This is a genomic window from Azotosporobacter soli (assembly GCF_030542965.1).
In the GTDB taxonomy this organism is placed as follows: Bacteria; Bacillota; Negativicutes; order SG130; family SG130; genus Azotosporobacter; species Azotosporobacter soli.
Map to the genome: position 1 here is coordinate 60,565 of NZ_JAUAOA010000010.1, position 15,600 is coordinate 76,164.

A 15,600-nucleotide genomic window follows, 5' to 3' on the forward strand; every position below is an offset into this window, starting at 1 on the left:
TTTTTTATTTTATTTCATCTCTATTTCCCAAGCATTCCAAAATCGACCGCCTTTCCATGGCAGCGGGCGATAATTTTGTACCGATTCTTTCGCTACATCGAGCGCCGCACGAAAATAGAGCGGCACGATCGGCACATCGTCAATCATGCATTCTTGTATGCGACCATAGTACTGTTTTCGTGTTTGATAATCAAACGTTTGACGCCCTAGCAACGTCAATTGATCGACCTCTTGATTACGCCAACCGGCGTAATTTCGACCACCATAACCATTCTTGCTTGTCGGAATTTGTGAACTGTTCCAAAGATCATAATTGTCCGGTTCTTCGTTAGTTACAAGTGCAAACAACGCCAGTTCGAAGCGTCGCATCGGCAGGCGTTCATTAAAGAACAATTGTTCATCAACCGTCTGGACTTCCACTTGCATGCCGGTTTCACGCAATTGGCTCGCAAGATAAAAAGCCACCTGCTCGCGCAACTTATTGCCGCTTGGCACTTGAATTGAAAAAGCAAGTTTTTTACCGTTTTTCTCCCAGACGCCATTCGGTCCTTGCGTCCAGCCACTCTGCGCCAGCAACTCTTTCGCCGCCGAAACATCGCGCGTACCCGCTTTGAGATCTGTTCGTAGCGCCCAGGCTCCCATCGGTTGATCCCCGGCCGCTACATGCGCGACACCTTTCAAGACTTGGCTGACGATACCGGGACGGTCAATGCTCTTATCCATCGCCATCCTGACATTTGCATCCTGAAATTGCGGCAAGTCCAAATTGATCGCCAATTCTTCCAATATTCCAGTCGGCACCAACACACTTTTGCTGCCTGAAACAGCGCGACCCTGGTCAGCTGATGCGAATGGCAAATTCACTGCGATGTCTACTTCACCGACTTTCAGTTGGTTTAATAAAATATCGTTATCTGTGACAAATTTATAATTAATTTTGTTTAGACGCGGTTTCCCTCGATAATACGAGCTATTGGCTTCCAATTCGATTTGTTCTGCCAGTTGCCAATTAACAAATTTGAAAGGCCCCGTGCCAATTGGCGCACGATTTAAAGGACTCTTTAACCAGTCCGCTTCTTTTTCCCATAAATGTTTTGGCATAAGAAAAGGAAACAAGCTCAAGTATCCCGGGTACGGATCTTTGAATCGTACAATAACCGTTGTCGGATTCGGCGTGTCAATGCCGCTGATCTGCTCGTATCCGTCACGCGAAATTTTCAGCTTTTTACTCATGATCATTTGCCAAGTAAACTTTACATCATCAGCTGTAAATGCAACGCCATCATGCCAAGCAACTCCAGGACGCAAATGATAGGTCAGTACCCTGCCGTCTTGACTGATGCCTCCATTTTGACTGCTCGGCACATCGAGAGCAAGATCCGCTTGCCAGCTTCCTTTATCATCACAGAAAAGCAAGCCGCTATAAATTAACCGGTCAACATCGTACGCTGCTTCATTTTCCGCCAACAGGGGATTAAGCAGATTCGGTTCTTGCAGACTGGCAATCGTAAGCCTCCCACTGGCTGCTTGCGGCTTACTGTTCGGCGTCGTTATTTCGATATTCTGCTTGCCGCATCCGGCTATTGTCAATGCCAATAGTGCGACGGCCATGATTTTTTTTATCATTTGCTCACTTTCCCTCTGCATAAAGCTGATGATAGCGCTGTTTGCTGCTCAGCACCCGTTCCGCATAGCGACGTGTTTCCGGATAGGGTATTTGATTGATATCAGCAAACTGCATCGTCCAACCATATTGCAACATCCAGTTTTTCACATTGCCGCGACCGCCGTTATAGGCGGCTAATACTAATACTTCATTGTTATCGAACTCTTTCTGTAGCGAAGCAATATACCAAACCCCCATCTTGATATTACTATCGGGGTCATTCAATTCGCTGACTTGAAAGCCATCTTTTTTCTGTTGCCCTGCAATCCACATCGCCGTTTCCGGCATTAACTGCATCAATCCAATCGCACCGCGGTTAGATCTGGCTTGCGCAGAAAATTTACTTTCATTTTTGATTACTGCGGCAATCAAACAGGGATCGACGCCATATTCTGAGGCATAGCGTTCTATAGAATTTTTATATGGCAGCGGATAGATAAAACTTCGCTGAAACCAGTCACAATTATATGTAAAGCACAGTAAAACTGCTGCTATCAACAGCCCACCGATTATTTTCGCCTTCAAAACCATATCAACCCCACTTGTTACCTTTTCACTCAGACCACTATTATAACAGAAGCCGAGCAGATAGTATCGCTATTTGTGCTCTTGTCTTCGCCAAATCACCGCTATTATCAATGATTACATCGGCAACCTTCTGTTTTTCTTCTATGCTTTTTTGCGCATGGATTCGCGCCAACGCCTGCGCTTTGCTCAAGTGATTGCGTGCCTGCAGACGTTCCAGTTGAAGCTGCTGCGAAGCATACACCAGCCAAATTTCATCCACCTTTTCTTGCCAATTGCACTCAATCAAAAGCGGAATGTCGAGTATTACCTGTTTCACGCCTTGCGCAGCGTAATGCGTCGCCGCATCATTCATGACAGCCCAAATACGCGGATGCGTTATCGCCTCCAATTTTGCACGCGCAGTAGGATCAGTGAATATAATGTCGCCTAAACGCCGCCGATCAATAATTCCATCTGTCGTCAAAATCTCCCGCCCAAGCCAAGCAACAATTTCCTGCCAGGCCGTTTGACCAGGTTCCATAATGCGATGTGCAATTTCGTCCGCATCGATAACGATAATGCCACATTCGCGCAACATGCCCGCTACGGTGCTCTTGCCACTGGCGATGCCGCCAGTAAGTCCGATCTTAATCATCGAAGAACCTCCTTTTCCGGCTGACAGCAACGACAAAAATGAGTTCCTCGCCCCGCCACTACGCTACGGCTAATTGAAGTTCCGCAACTTTCACAAGGCTCTCCGGCACGACCATACACTTTTAAAAAGAGTTGATTGTGTCCTTTTTTACCTTCGCCATCCACATAGTCACGAAATGTTGTACCGCGATTTTTAATCGCAGCCGCAATAATCTCATTGATTGCGACAAACAAGTGTTCCCGCTCTGTTTCACTCACACCATTCGCGATTCGACATGGATGTAAGCGTGCTTGGTAAAGCGCTTCATCGACATAAATATTGCCTAGTCCTGCAATCTTTCTCTGATCCAATAAAAAGCCTTTGATCTTGCCACGACTTTTTCGCATAGTTTCCGTCAGATAGGCTAATGTAAAAGTTTCACTCAGCGGTTCCGGGCCCAAATTCTTCAGATATGGGATCTGTTTTATTTCAGACAGTTTAACTAAGTGCAAGGTGCCAAACGTCCGGACATCTTCATAAACCAACTCTTCCTGATTATCCAGGCTGAATAGAATGCGAACAAACTTTTCTTTCGTCCCCACTTCACGTCGCACATATAAACGCCCCGTCATACGCAAATGTATTGCAAGAGCCCGCTCGCCTGACAAAACAAGGAGCAGCCCTTTGCCAAGACGGCGCACTTCAAGAATCGTCTGTCCTTCTAAACCGTCACAAAAAGCAGACGCACCGGAAGTCTTGATTAGACGCGGCAGTCTGACTTCGACTTTTGTAATTGTTTTTCCAATCAATTTCGCTTCCAGACTACGGCGCACCGTTTCTACTTCCGGCATTTCCGGCATATCTCCACCTCTATTTTCGTGTTTTATTTAGCAGATGCCCAATCCTTACCGCTGCTGACTTGTACCATAAGCGGAATGCGAAACGACACGCACGTTTCCATTGTTTCCTTAACCAACGTTTCTACTTGAATTTTTTCTTCCGGCACAACCTCAAACACCAGTTCGTCATGTACTTGTAAAAGCATTCGACTCCGAAGCCCCGCTGCCTTAATACGTTTTTGCACTTCGATCATGGCTTTTTTTATAATGTCCGCGGCCGTTCCTTGTATCGGCGTATTCATCGCCATGCGCTCTGCAAAGGAACGCAGGTTGAAATTCGAACTATTGATTTCCGGCAGATAACGCTTGCGGCCAAAAGCAGTTGACACATAGCCATCGCGTTTTGCAGCTTGAATCAATTCATCAACGTACTCTTTTACGCCTTTATATTTGGCAAAATAGTTTTCAATGTACAAAGCTGCTTCTTTGCGCATTACGCCAATATCACGCGACAATCCATAGTCGCTAATGCCATAAACAATGCCAAAGTTAACCGCTTTGGCGCGCGAGCGCATCTCACTCGTTACTTCAAGTAACGGGACTTCAAAAACTTCTGCGGCTGTTCGCGCATGAATATCCTGACCCTTTAAAAAAGCATCCTGCATATTCCGGTCATCCGACATTTCTGCCAAAACCCTAAGTTCAATTTGCGAATAATCGGCCGCCATCAACAAAGTAAAATCATCCTGTGGTATGAACATTTGCCGAATACGTCGACCTATTTCTGTACGAACCGGTATATTTTGCAGATTCGGTTCCGAACTGCTGAGTCGTCCAGTGGCTGTCGCACACTGATTGAAAGTCGTATGCACTCTTTTCGTTCTCGGGTCGACAAGCGATAGCAGGCCATCCAAATAAGTGGACTTCAGTTTTGCGAGCACCCTATATTCCAGAAGGTGATCCACCATCGGATGTTTATCACGCAAGCCTTCCAGCACTTCGGCATCTGTCGAGTATCCTGTCTTTGTCTTCTTCCCTACCGGCAACTGCAATTTCTCAAATAAAATTTGTCCAAGTTGTTTTGGTGAATGCACGTTGAATTCTTCACCCGCAAACAAATAAATTTGCTGCTGCAGCTCATCCAAGCGCAATGACAGCTCTTGTGTCATCCTCTTAATCGCTTCCGAATCAACGCCAATGCCGCAGCATTCCATTTCTGCTAAAACTTGGCTAAGAGGCAGTTCCACTTCCGTGTGCAGCGTCGCCATTCCATTCATCTTTAGTTCTGCCTGCAAAAGCGGATATAGCGCTTTACACACATGTCCTTTTTGCGCTGCCGACAATTCCTCTTCTTCGCTTCCTGAAAGATACTTACGCTGCAGCGTCGCCAAATCATATTTTCCGCCAGAGGGATTCAGGAGATAAGCCGCCAACATGATGTCAAAGCACACACCCTCTACCGCAACCTGCTCTAATATAGAGGCCGCATAGAACCTTTTCGCATCATGTACCACCTTACTAATCGTCGCATCGGCCAGACAACGCAACAATTCCGGCCAAGCCTTATCCTCAGGCGTGATGCAACTCAGCAAATCATCCGCCACGACAACCAGATTCGCAAACTTCAGCTCCGGTATTTTTCTCGTATAGGCAGCAACTAAATACATCTCTTTTGTTGCTCTGGCTTTAGCAAGAACCTCTGTCGCATCCGTCTCATACAGCAAAATTTCTTCGGATACCGGCGTCGTAGCTGTCGCTTGAAAAGAAATTAACTGCAAAGCTTCCATGCGCTGTTCCATCTTTTTAAAATCCAGTTTTTTGAATAATTGACGCAGTTCATTCAGCTTCTTTTCATCCGTCAGGCTTACGCCCCCGCTTCTTGGTAATTCGACCGGCACTTCACAATGAATCGTTGCCAACTGTTTTGAAAGTCTGGCAAGTTCACTCTCTTCGCGCAATGTTGCTTGCGTCTTCTTCCCTGATATCTTGTCTATATTAGCGAGTACATTTTCCACACTGCCAAAGGCTTGGATCATTTTAAGCGCTGTCTTTTCTCCTATGCCAGCTACTCCCGGTATATTATCGGAAGAATCTCCCATTAATCCTTTTACATCAATGTGTTGCAATGGACTAACGCCATATTCTGCGGCGAAACGCCCCGTGTCATACTCCTGCAAATCCGACAAGCCTTTTTTCGTTAATAACACGCTAATGTTCGCATCAATCAATTGCAGTGCATCGCGGTCACCAGTTACGATATAAACTCGATCCGACTGTGCCGCCGCCTGTTTAGCCCAAGTACCAATGATGTCGTCCGCCTCATAGCCATCCATTTCAACATTGGGAATACCGAGAGCGGAAAGCATTTCTTTCATTAAAGAAAACTGTTCCGACAATTCACTCGGCGTTTTTTGCCGATGCGCTTTATATTCTTGATACAATCCGGTTCGAAACGTTATTCGACTCTTATCAAAAGCAACCGCGACAATATCTGGTTTTCGCTCCGCCAATAAGCCAAGCAACATTGTGGTAAAACCATAAACAGCGTTAGTATGGATACCGCCCGGCGCAGTCAGCAACGGTAATGCGTAAAACGCACGATGCATTAAACTGCTGCCGTCAATAATATAAAAAGTCCGGCCCATTTTTCACCCTCCCGCATCAAACAAATTCTAAAGGGGCTTTTTAAAACGGAGTATATGCTGCATGCAATTAAAAATATGCAGGCTCATAAAAAGAAACAACTCTCACCACTGATCACTCCCGGCAAGAGTTGTTATTCGTTAGCAGCTTTATGAATTTAATATTAATGGATACACCGTGCACTGTCAATACAGATAGCCTCGGCAATCACTGCGTCTATTACTGGATACTCCTCCCTCGAAGCTTTCTCCCCCCTGTGACAGTTCCTGTGATTGGCAGATAGATCAGCACATTCGTCCCTTTGCGCTCACCCGGGCCAATCTGAACAATTCCATGATGTTCTTGAACGATCCGTTCTACAAATGCCAATCCTAATCCTGCATGGTGATCCTTTGTACCGTAAAACGGTTCAAACACTCTTTCCATCACATCTTTTGGGATGCCCACACCTGTATCGGCGATGTTTATGACAATCATATTTTTTTCCGCATCAAGCCATGACTTAACGGTCAGCACGCCTTCCGCCGTCATCGCCTCTAAAGCATTCTGCATGATATTAATAAAAACCTGTTTTAATGCGTTAGCATCACCGTACAAATCAGGTAAACCATTCGCCAAGTTTTTATTGTAATTTACATTTTCACCACCCAAGCCGCGAAACACCAGTAACGCAGCTTCGTCGAGCAAGCTATTAATCGTAACACCCGCTTTTTTCGACATTGGCGAGTTAGCCATAAACAACAATTCACGCACCACCGTATTAATATGAACGGTTTCGTTAATCGCCCTTTTGAGCAAATGACTGCTTTCACTGCTTCCGTTTTCTCTCACGCGCGCAAGAATCAAGCGCATGTAACTTTCCACTTCACCAATCGAAGAACTTTTAATATCAAACAGCTGTTTAGCCAATTCACCTAAGCTGTGCAGCATATGCACCGTTTGCAATTGCTTGATTCCAGCATACGTCGAAGATACATCATTAAGAATAACCACCATGCCGGACGGTCGTCCCTCACCAGCTAATAGCAGTCGATCAATTTCCAAACATACGTTCCGCCCTTTGATACGGATATTAAGGCTGTTGATTTCTTCCTGGTTCGTCATATCAAAGACACGCAGAAACTTATCGCCATACCCTTGAAATACGATGTCAGCACGTTGTCCAATGACAATCTCTTTTTCCAGAGCACAAATTTGGCTCGCCGCCTGATTGAAATTCAAAATCCGTCCGTCGGCGTCCAACTGGATCATTCCGCTCCGCCCTTGTTCTAAATGCGCTGTGTATTCCAATGGATTTTTCAACTGCAATAAGCGACTTTCCACCAATGAAGAAATGTACATGGATGGTCACTCCTCTACTGCTAAGCATTTCTATTCGTTTGGCAATTCTCTTTGTATAAACTTACTTCGAACTACCTCACTCTTTATCCTCCATTTGTGAAAAAATACTTTTCGCTAAAAACTGACAGAATGGTCAAGACCTTATATCTGCCACCCGTTGGTAATATGTTCCATTTATTCGTTTTTCTCTTTTCTTTTTTATTATCCTCGCAGCAGTATTTTCTTCTCTGCTTCATAATAAAGAACGCTTCCATCATCAACCGCGAAAAAAACTTTAAAAGATAACATAAAAAGTATAAAAAAGCATTGACATTACCCCTAAACACCTGTTATTATTACATATGTAAGTTGCAACATTGCTTACGCCGAAGTGGCGGAATTGGCAGACGCACTTGACTCAAAATCAAGCGTGGTAGCCCCACGTGCCGGTTCGAGTCCGGCCTTCGGCACCATCTCTACTGCAAAACCTTTCTTGTTAATAACAAGAAAGGTTTTTTTACTTACCATTTAAAGGATTATCTCACTATTCTAGATGCAAAGGAAGACACTCTTTCAATGTCGAATCCACTTGTAAAATGACGAACCAATAGATGAATTGTAATTTTGTATGCTGCCCCCACTCTTCGCTAACGTTTGAAATTGTTCCGAAATATTGCGCAAACAGAAAGGCTGGGCTCTGAAATGATTTCAGGATATTTACAATGAAACGACTCTCTTTTCTTGATCACCCCATCCCACATCATATCGTCTACCACCCGCGCCGCCGTTACGTTTCATTCATCATGCGCGCTGACGGCTGTGTAGAAATCCGTTCACCGATTGGCGCAAAACCAGAAAAATTACAACAATTGTTAGCAAATTATCGGGATCATTTGCCTGCCCCACCCGCCGCCGAAAAAGCGCCCGATAACGCCATTTACTATCGCGGCCTACTGTATGATATCATCCTCAAAATTGTCCCCGCATGCAAAGCGGCATTTTTCCAATTGCAAGATGATGGCACCATCCATTTAACCGTACCGGCTCAGGATACCGCCGCAAGCCACTTTGAAGAATGTCTGATCCGCGAATCCATTGAATTGTTCCGCGAACGCACGGCCCATTTCTGCCTATTATTATCCGTATCCGTTCGGCACATCTCAATTCGCGATCTAAAAACGCGTTGGGGGAGTTGTTCCCCCCACTCAGCCTCAATCCGCTATAACTGGCGTCTAATCATGGCGCCTCCCCAAATTTTTGATTATATTGTGATACACGAACTTGCGCATCTACACGTTCCCAATCACTCTCAAGCATTTTGGCAAGTCGTCGCTCAACACGATCCAGATTTTCGCCAACACCGCAAGTGGCTTCGTCTCCACGGCAACCAATTGTTTCTGCCGCTAAATCTTTCTTCTAAATTAAAAGCACCTCCTGGATTGTCAATCTGACATTTCCAGGAGGTGTCTTCATCATATATCACGCAAACGTTCAATCAAGTACAATCCGAGCATTGCTCCAATTAACGCAGTAGCCACTTGCGGCCACCCCATCAAAAACAGCATCATGCTTGCAAGCTGCGCTGGTAAATGAACCTGCAACAATAACCAGAAAAAAATGCCATACAAAAAAGCGCCTTTGCCCGCGGCAGCCGCCAACAGGCGCAATGACACCGGAACTTTCCGTCCTCCCTGCAACAAAAGAAGATAAATCAAATTGCCTGCCGCCACAGGCAAGATAAAAACAGGCAACGGCAACATTTGTTGAAAATAGGCCGCTAAGGGAACGACAACGCCAATCAGACTCGCCGGTCCAAGGCCGACTTTTTCGAGCGCAACCAGCAAACAAGCATTAATCAAACTGCCGATTAAAAAGGTCGTAGCAAACGGCGGCATTGGAATCAAAAGACGTAAAGACTGAATCGCCAATGTCAATGCCAAAAGAAGTGCCGCTCTAGTCAAACACCGCTGTTTACTCTTCATGCAGCTACTCCTCTGAATCATTTATGCCATTTATGGCGACGCGGGAAAGAACGTTGTCCACCGCCGCCGCTTCGCTCCTCGCGTCTGCGCCAAAACATCCAAAACAACACTGCCAGCATGATCATTTGTCCAAGCAAGGCATTCAATACTCCCACATCGGTTAAAATTGAAATTAGCGTAAAACCGCCGAGCAACAGCATCGTCTTGCGGATGTCAATATAAGGGTTGTCCTTCAGCATATAGTAGGCTATTGCCAAAACCGCTAAATCAATGAACACCCATATCCAAATGTCATAAAAGAGATACTTCACCAGGCTGCTGCCAACCATCAGGATTAATAGTTTAATCCAAGTCTGCTCCACATTTCCGCCCCCCACATATGCCATTTCATGCATTTTTTATTTCTTTGGGCATTCCTCATCAATTAAAGATTGATATTGTTCTTGCAACGCACGCGTCACCGAGCCAACTGCGCCATTGCCAATCCGTTTTCCGGAAATCTTCACAATCGGCATGATTTCCGTATTTGTACCACAGACAAAAGCTTCATCAACACTCTCAACAAACGCTGTCGTAAATGCCTTTTCCAATACCGGTACCGCCAACGTCGGCGCTAGACGTTCTTTTACGATGGAACGTGTGATTCCGCTTAAGATCAGATTACTCGCTGGATACGTCCATAAAACGCCATCTTTGCAGACAAAAAAATTCGTACTGGTTCCTTCAGTGACCATTCCGTCGCGGATCATGATGCCTTCAAAGACATTCGCTTCCTTCGCCTTTTGCTTGCCTAGAATATTGCCAAGCAGGTTTAGTGATTTAATATCACAGCGCAGCCAACGTTCATCGGGCAGCCAAATTGCCGTCGCCCCCTCTTTCACCAACTGCGATGGCAAAGGCTTTGAGGGACGAATCGACATTGTCAGACGCGGTACTACCTGGTCCGGAAAACCATGCGTCCGAGGTGCGACACCACGGGTAGTTTGCAGATAAATATACCCCTCTTCTATTTCACTTTCTGCAATCAGGCGTTCATGAAATTCCGCCAGTTCCTCCGCCGTATAAATCGCCGGTATCCGTAGCTCGCGGAGAGATCGAAAGAGTCGTTCTAAATGCGGCACAAGCGCAAAACAGCGTTTGCGATATACTTTTACCACTTCATATACGCCGTCACCGAATTGATGCCCTCTATCCTCCATCGCTACAATAGGTTCCATAAGATCAACAATTTTGCCGTCAACTAATCCAAGTTCCCGCATGTCCATTCCTCCATATTCTCCACTTATCAAGCGTACTTTTAAACAACTTCCGCCAAGTGATTATTTTGCTGCATAGAAATTCTGGGCATTTTGCTGATTTCCATCTATAATGAGAAGTGGTTCTCACTCAAGTCATCTGCCTGTCTAAATCTACCCTTCTTTATTATAACAAACTCACAAAGCAAAGCGAAAGGAATTGTTGATTATATTATGTCTAACTCTGGAAAACTAACTGCATTGGAAAGCATTCGCGGCATTGCCATGCTCGGAGTCTTAGGTATCCACACTGGTTCTTATGTGCTAGGCACGCCCTCGCCTAATCCACATATTATTGCATTACTTGAAGTTCTCTCCCGCTTCAGCGTGCCCATCTTTTTTTTCGTATCCGCCTTCGGGCTGTTCTTGCCTAAAGGCGATAATCAGACTTTTTCCTATTGGAGCCATTTGCGTCGTCGCGGGCAAAGCGTTCTTATTCCCTATCTGACGTGGAGTCTTTTGTACATGCTCCACTATACCTACGTTTATCAGGATTTTCACATCTGGGAATCACCGACTGTATATGATATGCTTTTCTTCGGCCTATCCTCCTACCATCTCTATTTTCTGTTGATCCTGCTCGCATTTTATTTATTAATGCCCTTGTGGCGGCTCTGCATCCCCTTTTTAAGCAGGCAATGGAAGTGGGCAATGCCGCTATTGCTTGGCGCACAAATCGGTTTTGACTATTATTCAAGTTATCAGTTATCCATTCCCTATTCCGAAAATTGGTTGGATCGCTTGATCTATTTTCGCATCAACTATCTGCCGTTTCATTATGTATTCATTTTTTTACTTGGCGGCCTTTGCGCTGCACGCTTTTCTGATTTTTTGCCAGCTCTCCGTCAATATCGTTCTATCATCCGTTTGAGCTATGCCTTTTCGATCATCGCGCTTCTCATGCATTATTATTATCTACTCTTTTACAAAAATTATATAATAATTGAAGCGGTCGACACCGTGCATCAGCTCAGTCCTCTCGGCATCATTTACACCATGACCTCCTGTCTTTTTTTGTTCAGCGAATTTTCCCACGCTAATCGCCTTTTTACCGCTTTGAACCATTTATTATCAAGCGGAGGTAAGCACTCCTATTTCATCTATTTATTCCACCCCTTTGCCATGTTTTACCTTTGGAAGTTCTGGGAAGATCATCAGTTGCCGTTAACCGACTGCTTTGCACCATTATTTTATCTTAGCGTATTGCTAATCTGCTTCATTATCGCTTATCTAATAGAAAAAACCGGCAGTCATCTGCCGGTCGTTAACTTCTTATTGCTGGGGAAGACTTCTCGCGGTAAGAAGCTTTGATGCCAAAAGAGTATAACAAGTCAGGCGTCAAAACCAGTTCTTCCAACCAAGTTTCGCCTTCGTTGTAACGCTTCGCTCGACGTTTATTTTCCAACCAGCGAAGTGCTACTAACTGACAAAACGCCTCTATGCTTTTACGTCGTTGCGGTCCTGAAGCATCTTCGTCCCAAAGAAGATGTATCTGCTTCAGAAAATCGAGCGGCGTTTTTTGCATGTCGTTACGCGCCAACAAGGCAATATACGCTTCCATTTCTTGCAGAACATAGACAATCACATAATGCCGCAATTCATTTTCCTGTACGCCTGTACGCATTTGCGCGCGTAAACATTTGCGCGCAAACTCGAGCACCGGCAACCAAAGTTGCATCGCCCGCGCAGGGCCATGACGCATTGCGCCAAACACCGCCAGTCTTTTCACTTCACGCACCAAACTGCGCCAAAGCAGAGCATCACTCTGAGTAGCAACGCTTTTCGTCAGCGCCGCTATAATAAGCTGATCAATCTGCGAATGCGGATTAAAACAGGCCGTAGCGGCCGCCGCTATGGCATCTTGCAACCACTCCTTGCTTTTAGCATCGATTATCATTTTCTCACTTTGCCAAAGTTCCTCCATCACTAGACAAAGCAATCGAGCTGCATCCAACTGATTTTGTCTGGCTGCTCTATGCAACCAAAACAAGATGACCAACATCCAACTTTCGCGAATGCCCTTTTCGTTCTGCGTCAACTGAATCATCCGTTCCTGAATATCGCGGACAAGCGCTTGAAATAAATCCATATTCTTGCGTCGCAAACACATCGTACCCATGACGCGGATAGCCCTCAACAACGCCGCGATTCCCTCTTCCGCATACTGAGAAGTCAATCGATCCATTACTCGCTGCAATTCTACAACCACTTTGTCAGCAAGAAACGGTTGTCGGTAGCGCAATGCCAATACGCCAATTAAACCCAGCTGATCCGCCCCTTGGCCCAGCTCTTCCAACGGAGCCCGCCGAATGAGCGGCGTAAAAGCCTCGACAGCAATCACGCCAATCGCTTGCATATCTTCACGTTGCAAAACACGAACAACAATGCCCGCTAAACGCGAAAACTCATATAACGAATAAACGCCTTCGCCATATGCCTGCTTTAAAAGTTCCAACAATCGGTAGGCTCCCGCTTCGTCTCCCGCTTCGATACTTGCCAGCAGCCATTTATGCAATTTTTTTAACAAACGACGCGCTTCCAGCTGATCCGCTGTTTTTTTTTCGCCCCAGTCGTCAATCCGACATCTCAAGCGACGATAACGCCGTTGCCACGCATTGGCCTTCCAACGCCAAAGGGCTAGAACTAAGAGTCCCAGCCCTCCCCCAATACTCCACCATTCATTGGCTTCCAATTTTATAGCCTCCATTTTACCGGGCGTTAATTTCTCCGTGGTAAATAATGCCTCGCGCAGCATCAACGGTGACCAGCATACCGTCTGTTAAGCGCTCCGTTACGCCGTCGACACCGACGATGACCGGAAACCCAAGACTGATTCCGACTACCGCAGCATGCGATGTCAAACCGCCTTCGGCTGCAATAATCGCTGCTGCTTTCGCTGCATATGGAGCCGAATCTTCATCTACACTGTCAATAGCCAGTACATCACCGGGCTTGAATTTTTTCTCTAAATCCTTGAATGAATGAACCACGCAGACCTTGCCCGTTACGGCTTTTTGCCCAATCCCCATGCCGCGCAAGAGAATGTTTCCAACGATATGTACCCGAATCATATTCGTTGTCCCTGACATTCCCACCGGAACTCCTGCGGTAATGACGACCAAGTCGCCTTCTTTGACCAAGCCGGCTTGCAGTGACCGAGTCACGGCAAAGCCAACCATTTCATCCGAATTTTTAGAACTGACGCCTAAAACCGGCTGCACGCCCCAAAACAACATCATCCGGCGCAGAGCTCTTTCATTCGGCGTGACTGCAACGATATGCGCTTGCGGACGATACTTTGATATCATGCGCGCCGTATAACCATGTTCGGTTGCAGTAATGACTGCCGCAGCATTCAGTTCATGTGCAATTTGCACCGTAGCATGGCTGATTGCTTCTGTCGTCGTTCGTTGTACGCCTACACCGCGCGACATCAGCATGTCCTTATACAGCAGCGCTTCTTCTGTGCGGGCTGCTATTACAGCCATCATCTTCACGGCTTCGACCGGATATTGCCCTGATGCAGTTTCACCGCTTAGCATTATGCAATCCGTTCCATCCATGATTGCGTTTGCAACATCACTCGCTTCCGCACGCGTTGGTCGTGGATTCTGCATCATCGACTCCAGCATTTGCGTCGCCGTAATAACCGGTTTGCCCGCTTTATTGCATCTCTCAATCAATTTCTTTTGTACAAGTGGAACTTCCTCTGTTGGAATCTCGACTCCCAAGTCGCCACGCGCAACCATTACGCCGTCGGCCACTTTAAGAATTTCCTCTATATTCTTTACACCTTCGGCATTTTCAATTTTAGCAATAATCATCATTTCCGCATTCGCATCTTCCAACACCTTGCGAATGGAAAGAATATCAGCCGCCCGTTGAACAAAAGATGCTGCAATGAAATCCATATCCTGACTTACGCCAAATAAAATATCCGCCTTATCCTGTTCTGACAAGAACGGCATCTGCAAACTGGCCCCGGGTGCAGCGACTCTCTTTCGATCGCTGATTTCACCGCTATTTTCAACTCTTGTAAAAATTTCGTCCCCTTGAATGTTTTCAATATAAAGCGACACCAAGCCGTCCGCCAGTAATAACCGTTGTCCGACCGCAACTTCCTTCGGAAGGCCAGCGTAGTTAACCGATGCCAAAGAAGCCGTCCCCATGACTTCTTTGCTTGTAATGACAAACTGATTCCCCTGTTCCAATATAACCTTACCATCCACAAATTTACCCAGACGCATTTCCGGTCCTTTAGTATCAAGGAGTAGTGCCACCGGTTTTCCGACGCGCTGACTAACCTCGCGGACAAGGGCTATATTTTTTGTGTGAGTCTCATGGGAGCCATGGGAAAAATTCAACCGACAAACGTTCATTCCTGCTTCCAGCATAGCATCCAGCACACCCGGCTTTTCCGTACTTGGCCCTACTGTGCATATGATTTTCGTTTTTTTGTTTCCCATTTGTTTTCCCCCTCAATAATGATATCGGGTTCTTAACGTACAGGTTATCTTATGGCATGCTGGCATATGATGGCATGTGCCTCATCCGCTTCCGATTCCAAAACCAGAATCTCATAAATTCCGTCACCGGTAGCCGCCGAAACACTTGCCGGCCTCATATTTGCCAGAATTCCCTCCTCGCACAAAACATTTTTGATTCGCTCGCCCTGTGCTCTATTTGTTGCAATATATATAACTGTCCACATATA

At 45.9% G+C, this 15,600-nt stretch carries 14 protein-coding genes and 1 tRNA gene; 3 read left to right on the forward strand and 12 right to left on the reverse strand.

Going from position 1 to position 15,600, the window contains the following annotated elements; translation table 11 throughout:
- Positions 1-9 precede the first annotated feature (9 nt).
- From QTL79_RS10645 to QTL79_RS10670, 6 genes are all read right to left on the reverse strand, one after another.
- Entirely contained in the window at positions 10-1,626 is a 1,617-nt protein-coding gene (locus tag QTL79_RS10645) for a peptide ABC transporter substrate-binding protein (protein WP_346354948.1), read from the reverse strand.
- A gap of 4 nt (positions 1,627-1,630) precedes the next feature.
- A complete protein-coding gene (locus QTL79_RS10650; RefSeq protein WP_346354949.1) occupies positions 1,631-2,197 on the reverse strand; it encodes a lytic transglycosylase domain-containing protein in 567 nt (188 codons plus the stop codon).
- Positions 2,198-2,234: 37 nt separating this feature from the next.
- A complete protein-coding gene (gene coaE / locus QTL79_RS10655; RefSeq protein ID WP_346354950.1) occupies positions 2,235-2,828 on the reverse strand; it encodes a dephospho-CoA kinase in 594 nt (197 codons plus the stop codon).
- A complete protein-coding gene (gene mutM, locus QTL79_RS10660; RefSeq protein ID WP_346354951.1) occupies positions 2,825-3,667 on the reverse strand; it encodes a DNA-formamidopyrimidine glycosylase in 843 nt (280 codons plus the stop codon). Before mutM ends, coaE begins: the two co-directional genes overlap by 4 nt.
- Positions 3,668-3,690: 23 nt before the next feature.
- On the reverse strand, positions 3,691-6,291 hold the full coding sequence (gene polA / locus QTL79_RS10665; protein ID WP_346354952.1) for a DNA polymerase I: 2,601 nt from the start codon (positions 6,289-6,291) through the stop codon (positions 3,691-3,693).
- A gap of 217 nt (positions 6,292-6,508) precedes the next feature.
- Positions 6,509-7,630 (reverse strand): two-component system sensor histidine kinase NtrB, encoded by a 1,122-nt coding sequence (locus tag QTL79_RS10670; RefSeq protein ID WP_346354953.1) that lies wholly within the window; start codon positions 7,628-7,630, stop codon positions 6,509-6,511.
- 364 nt (positions 7,631-7,994) lie between these two features.
- On the opposite strand from QTL79_RS10670, the gene QTL79_RS10675 reads away from it, so the two are divergent.
- Both QTL79_RS10675 and QTL79_RS10680 read left to right on the forward strand, forming a co-directional pair.
- Positions 7,995-8,082, forward strand: a tRNA-Leu gene (locus QTL79_RS10675).
- Between the two features lie 249 nt (positions 8,083-8,331).
- On the forward strand, positions 8,332-9,060 hold the full coding sequence (locus QTL79_RS10680; protein ID WP_346354954.1) for a M48 family metallopeptidase: 729 nt from the start codon (positions 8,332-8,334) through the stop codon (positions 9,058-9,060).
- Between the two features lie 21 nt (positions 9,061-9,081).
- On the opposite strand, the gene QTL79_RS10685 is transcribed toward QTL79_RS10680, so the two are convergent.
- The 3 genes from QTL79_RS10685 to dat are packed head-to-tail and all read right to left on the reverse strand — an operon-like array spanning position 9,082 to position 10,850.
- A complete protein-coding gene (locus tag QTL79_RS10685; protein ID WP_346354955.1) occupies positions 9,082-9,591 on the reverse strand; it encodes a hypothetical protein in 510 nt (169 codons plus the stop codon).
- 17 nt (positions 9,592-9,608) lie between these two features.
- On the reverse strand, positions 9,609-9,953 hold the full coding sequence (locus QTL79_RS10690; RefSeq protein ID WP_346354956.1) for a hypothetical protein: 345 nt from the start codon (positions 9,951-9,953) through the stop codon (positions 9,609-9,611).
- Positions 9,954-9,989: 36 nt separating this feature from the next.
- Complete coding sequence (dat, locus tag QTL79_RS10695; protein WP_346354957.1) at positions 9,990-10,850, reverse strand: D-amino-acid transaminase; 861 nt, start codon at positions 10,848-10,850, stop codon at positions 9,990-9,992.
- 210 nt (positions 10,851-11,060) lie between these two features.
- Between dat and QTL79_RS10700 the strand changes: the two genes are divergently transcribed.
- On the forward strand, positions 11,061-12,197 hold the full coding sequence (locus QTL79_RS10700) for an acyltransferase (protein WP_346354958.1): 1,137 nt from the start codon (positions 11,061-11,063) through the stop codon (positions 12,195-12,197).
- Here QTL79_RS10700 and QTL79_RS10705 read toward each other — a convergent pair.
- From QTL79_RS10705 to QTL79_RS10715, 3 genes are read right to left on the reverse strand one after another with little or no spacing between them, the layout of a single operon-like run.
- Entirely contained in the window at positions 12,151-13,578 is a 1,428-nt protein-coding gene (locus QTL79_RS10705; RefSeq protein WP_346354959.1) for a hypothetical protein, read from the reverse strand. The two genes, QTL79_RS10700 and QTL79_RS10705, sit on opposite strands and share 47 nt — an antisense overlap.
- A gap of 16 nt (positions 13,579-13,594) precedes the next feature.
- Positions 13,595-15,352 carry a pyruvate kinase gene (gene pyk, locus QTL79_RS10710; protein WP_346354960.1) on the reverse strand — a complete coding sequence of 586 codons (1,758 nt, stop codon included), beginning with the start codon at positions 15,350-15,352 and terminating at the stop codon, positions 13,595-13,597.
- A gap of 44 nt (positions 15,353-15,396) precedes the next feature.
- The gene (locus tag QTL79_RS10715; RefSeq protein WP_346354961.1) at positions 15,397-15,597 is read right to left on the reverse strand and encodes a putative signal transducing protein; all 201 of its coding nucleotides are present in this window, start codon (positions 15,595-15,597) and stop codon (positions 15,397-15,399) included.
- Positions 15,598-15,600 lie beyond the last annotated feature (3 nt).

Bases quoted from the DNA above. Each gene is read 5' to 3' on its own strand.
- QTL79_RS10650 (WP_346354949.1), bottom strand. From the start codon at position 2,197: ATGGTTTTGAAGGCGAAAATAATCGGTGGGCTGTTGATAGCAGCAGTT.
- coaE (WP_346354950.1), bottom strand. From the start codon at position 2,828: ATGATTAAGATCGGACTTACTGGCGGCATCGCCAGTGGCAAGAGCACC.
- QTL79_RS10670 (WP_346354953.1), bottom strand. From the start codon at position 7,630: ATGTACATTTCTTCATTGGTGGAAAGTCGCTTATTGCAGTTGAAAAAT.
- polA (WP_346354952.1), bottom strand. From the start codon at position 6,291: ATGGGCCGGACTTTTTATATTATTGACGGCAGCAGTTTAATGCATCGT.
- dat (WP_346354957.1), bottom strand. From the start codon at position 10,850: ATGCGGGAACTTGGATTAGTTGACGGCAAAATTGTTGATCTTATGGAA.
- QTL79_RS10645 (WP_346354948.1), bottom strand. From the start codon at position 1,626: ATGATAAAAAAAATCATGGCCGTCGCACTATTGGCATTGACAATAGCC.
- QTL79_RS10685 (WP_346354955.1), bottom strand. From the start codon at position 9,591: ATGAAGAGTAAACAGCGGTGTTTGACTAGAGCGGCACTTCTTTTGGCA.
- QTL79_RS10715 (WP_346354961.1), bottom strand. From the start codon at position 15,597: ATGTGGACAGTTATATATATTGCAACAAATAGAGCACAGGGCGAGCGA.
- QTL79_RS10700 (WP_346354958.1), top strand. From the start codon at position 11,061: ATGTCTAACTCTGGAAAACTAACTGCATTGGAAAGCATTCGCGGCATT.
- QTL79_RS10680 (WP_346354954.1), top strand. From the start codon at position 8,332: ATGAAACGACTCTCTTTTCTTGATCACCCCATCCCACATCATATCGTC.
- pyk (WP_346354960.1), bottom strand. From the start codon at position 15,352: ATGGGAAACAAAAAAACGAAAATCATATGCACAGTAGGGCCAAGTACG.
- mutM (WP_346354951.1), bottom strand. From the start codon at position 3,667: ATGCCGGAAATGCCGGAAGTAGAAACGGTGCGCCGTAGTCTGGAAGCG.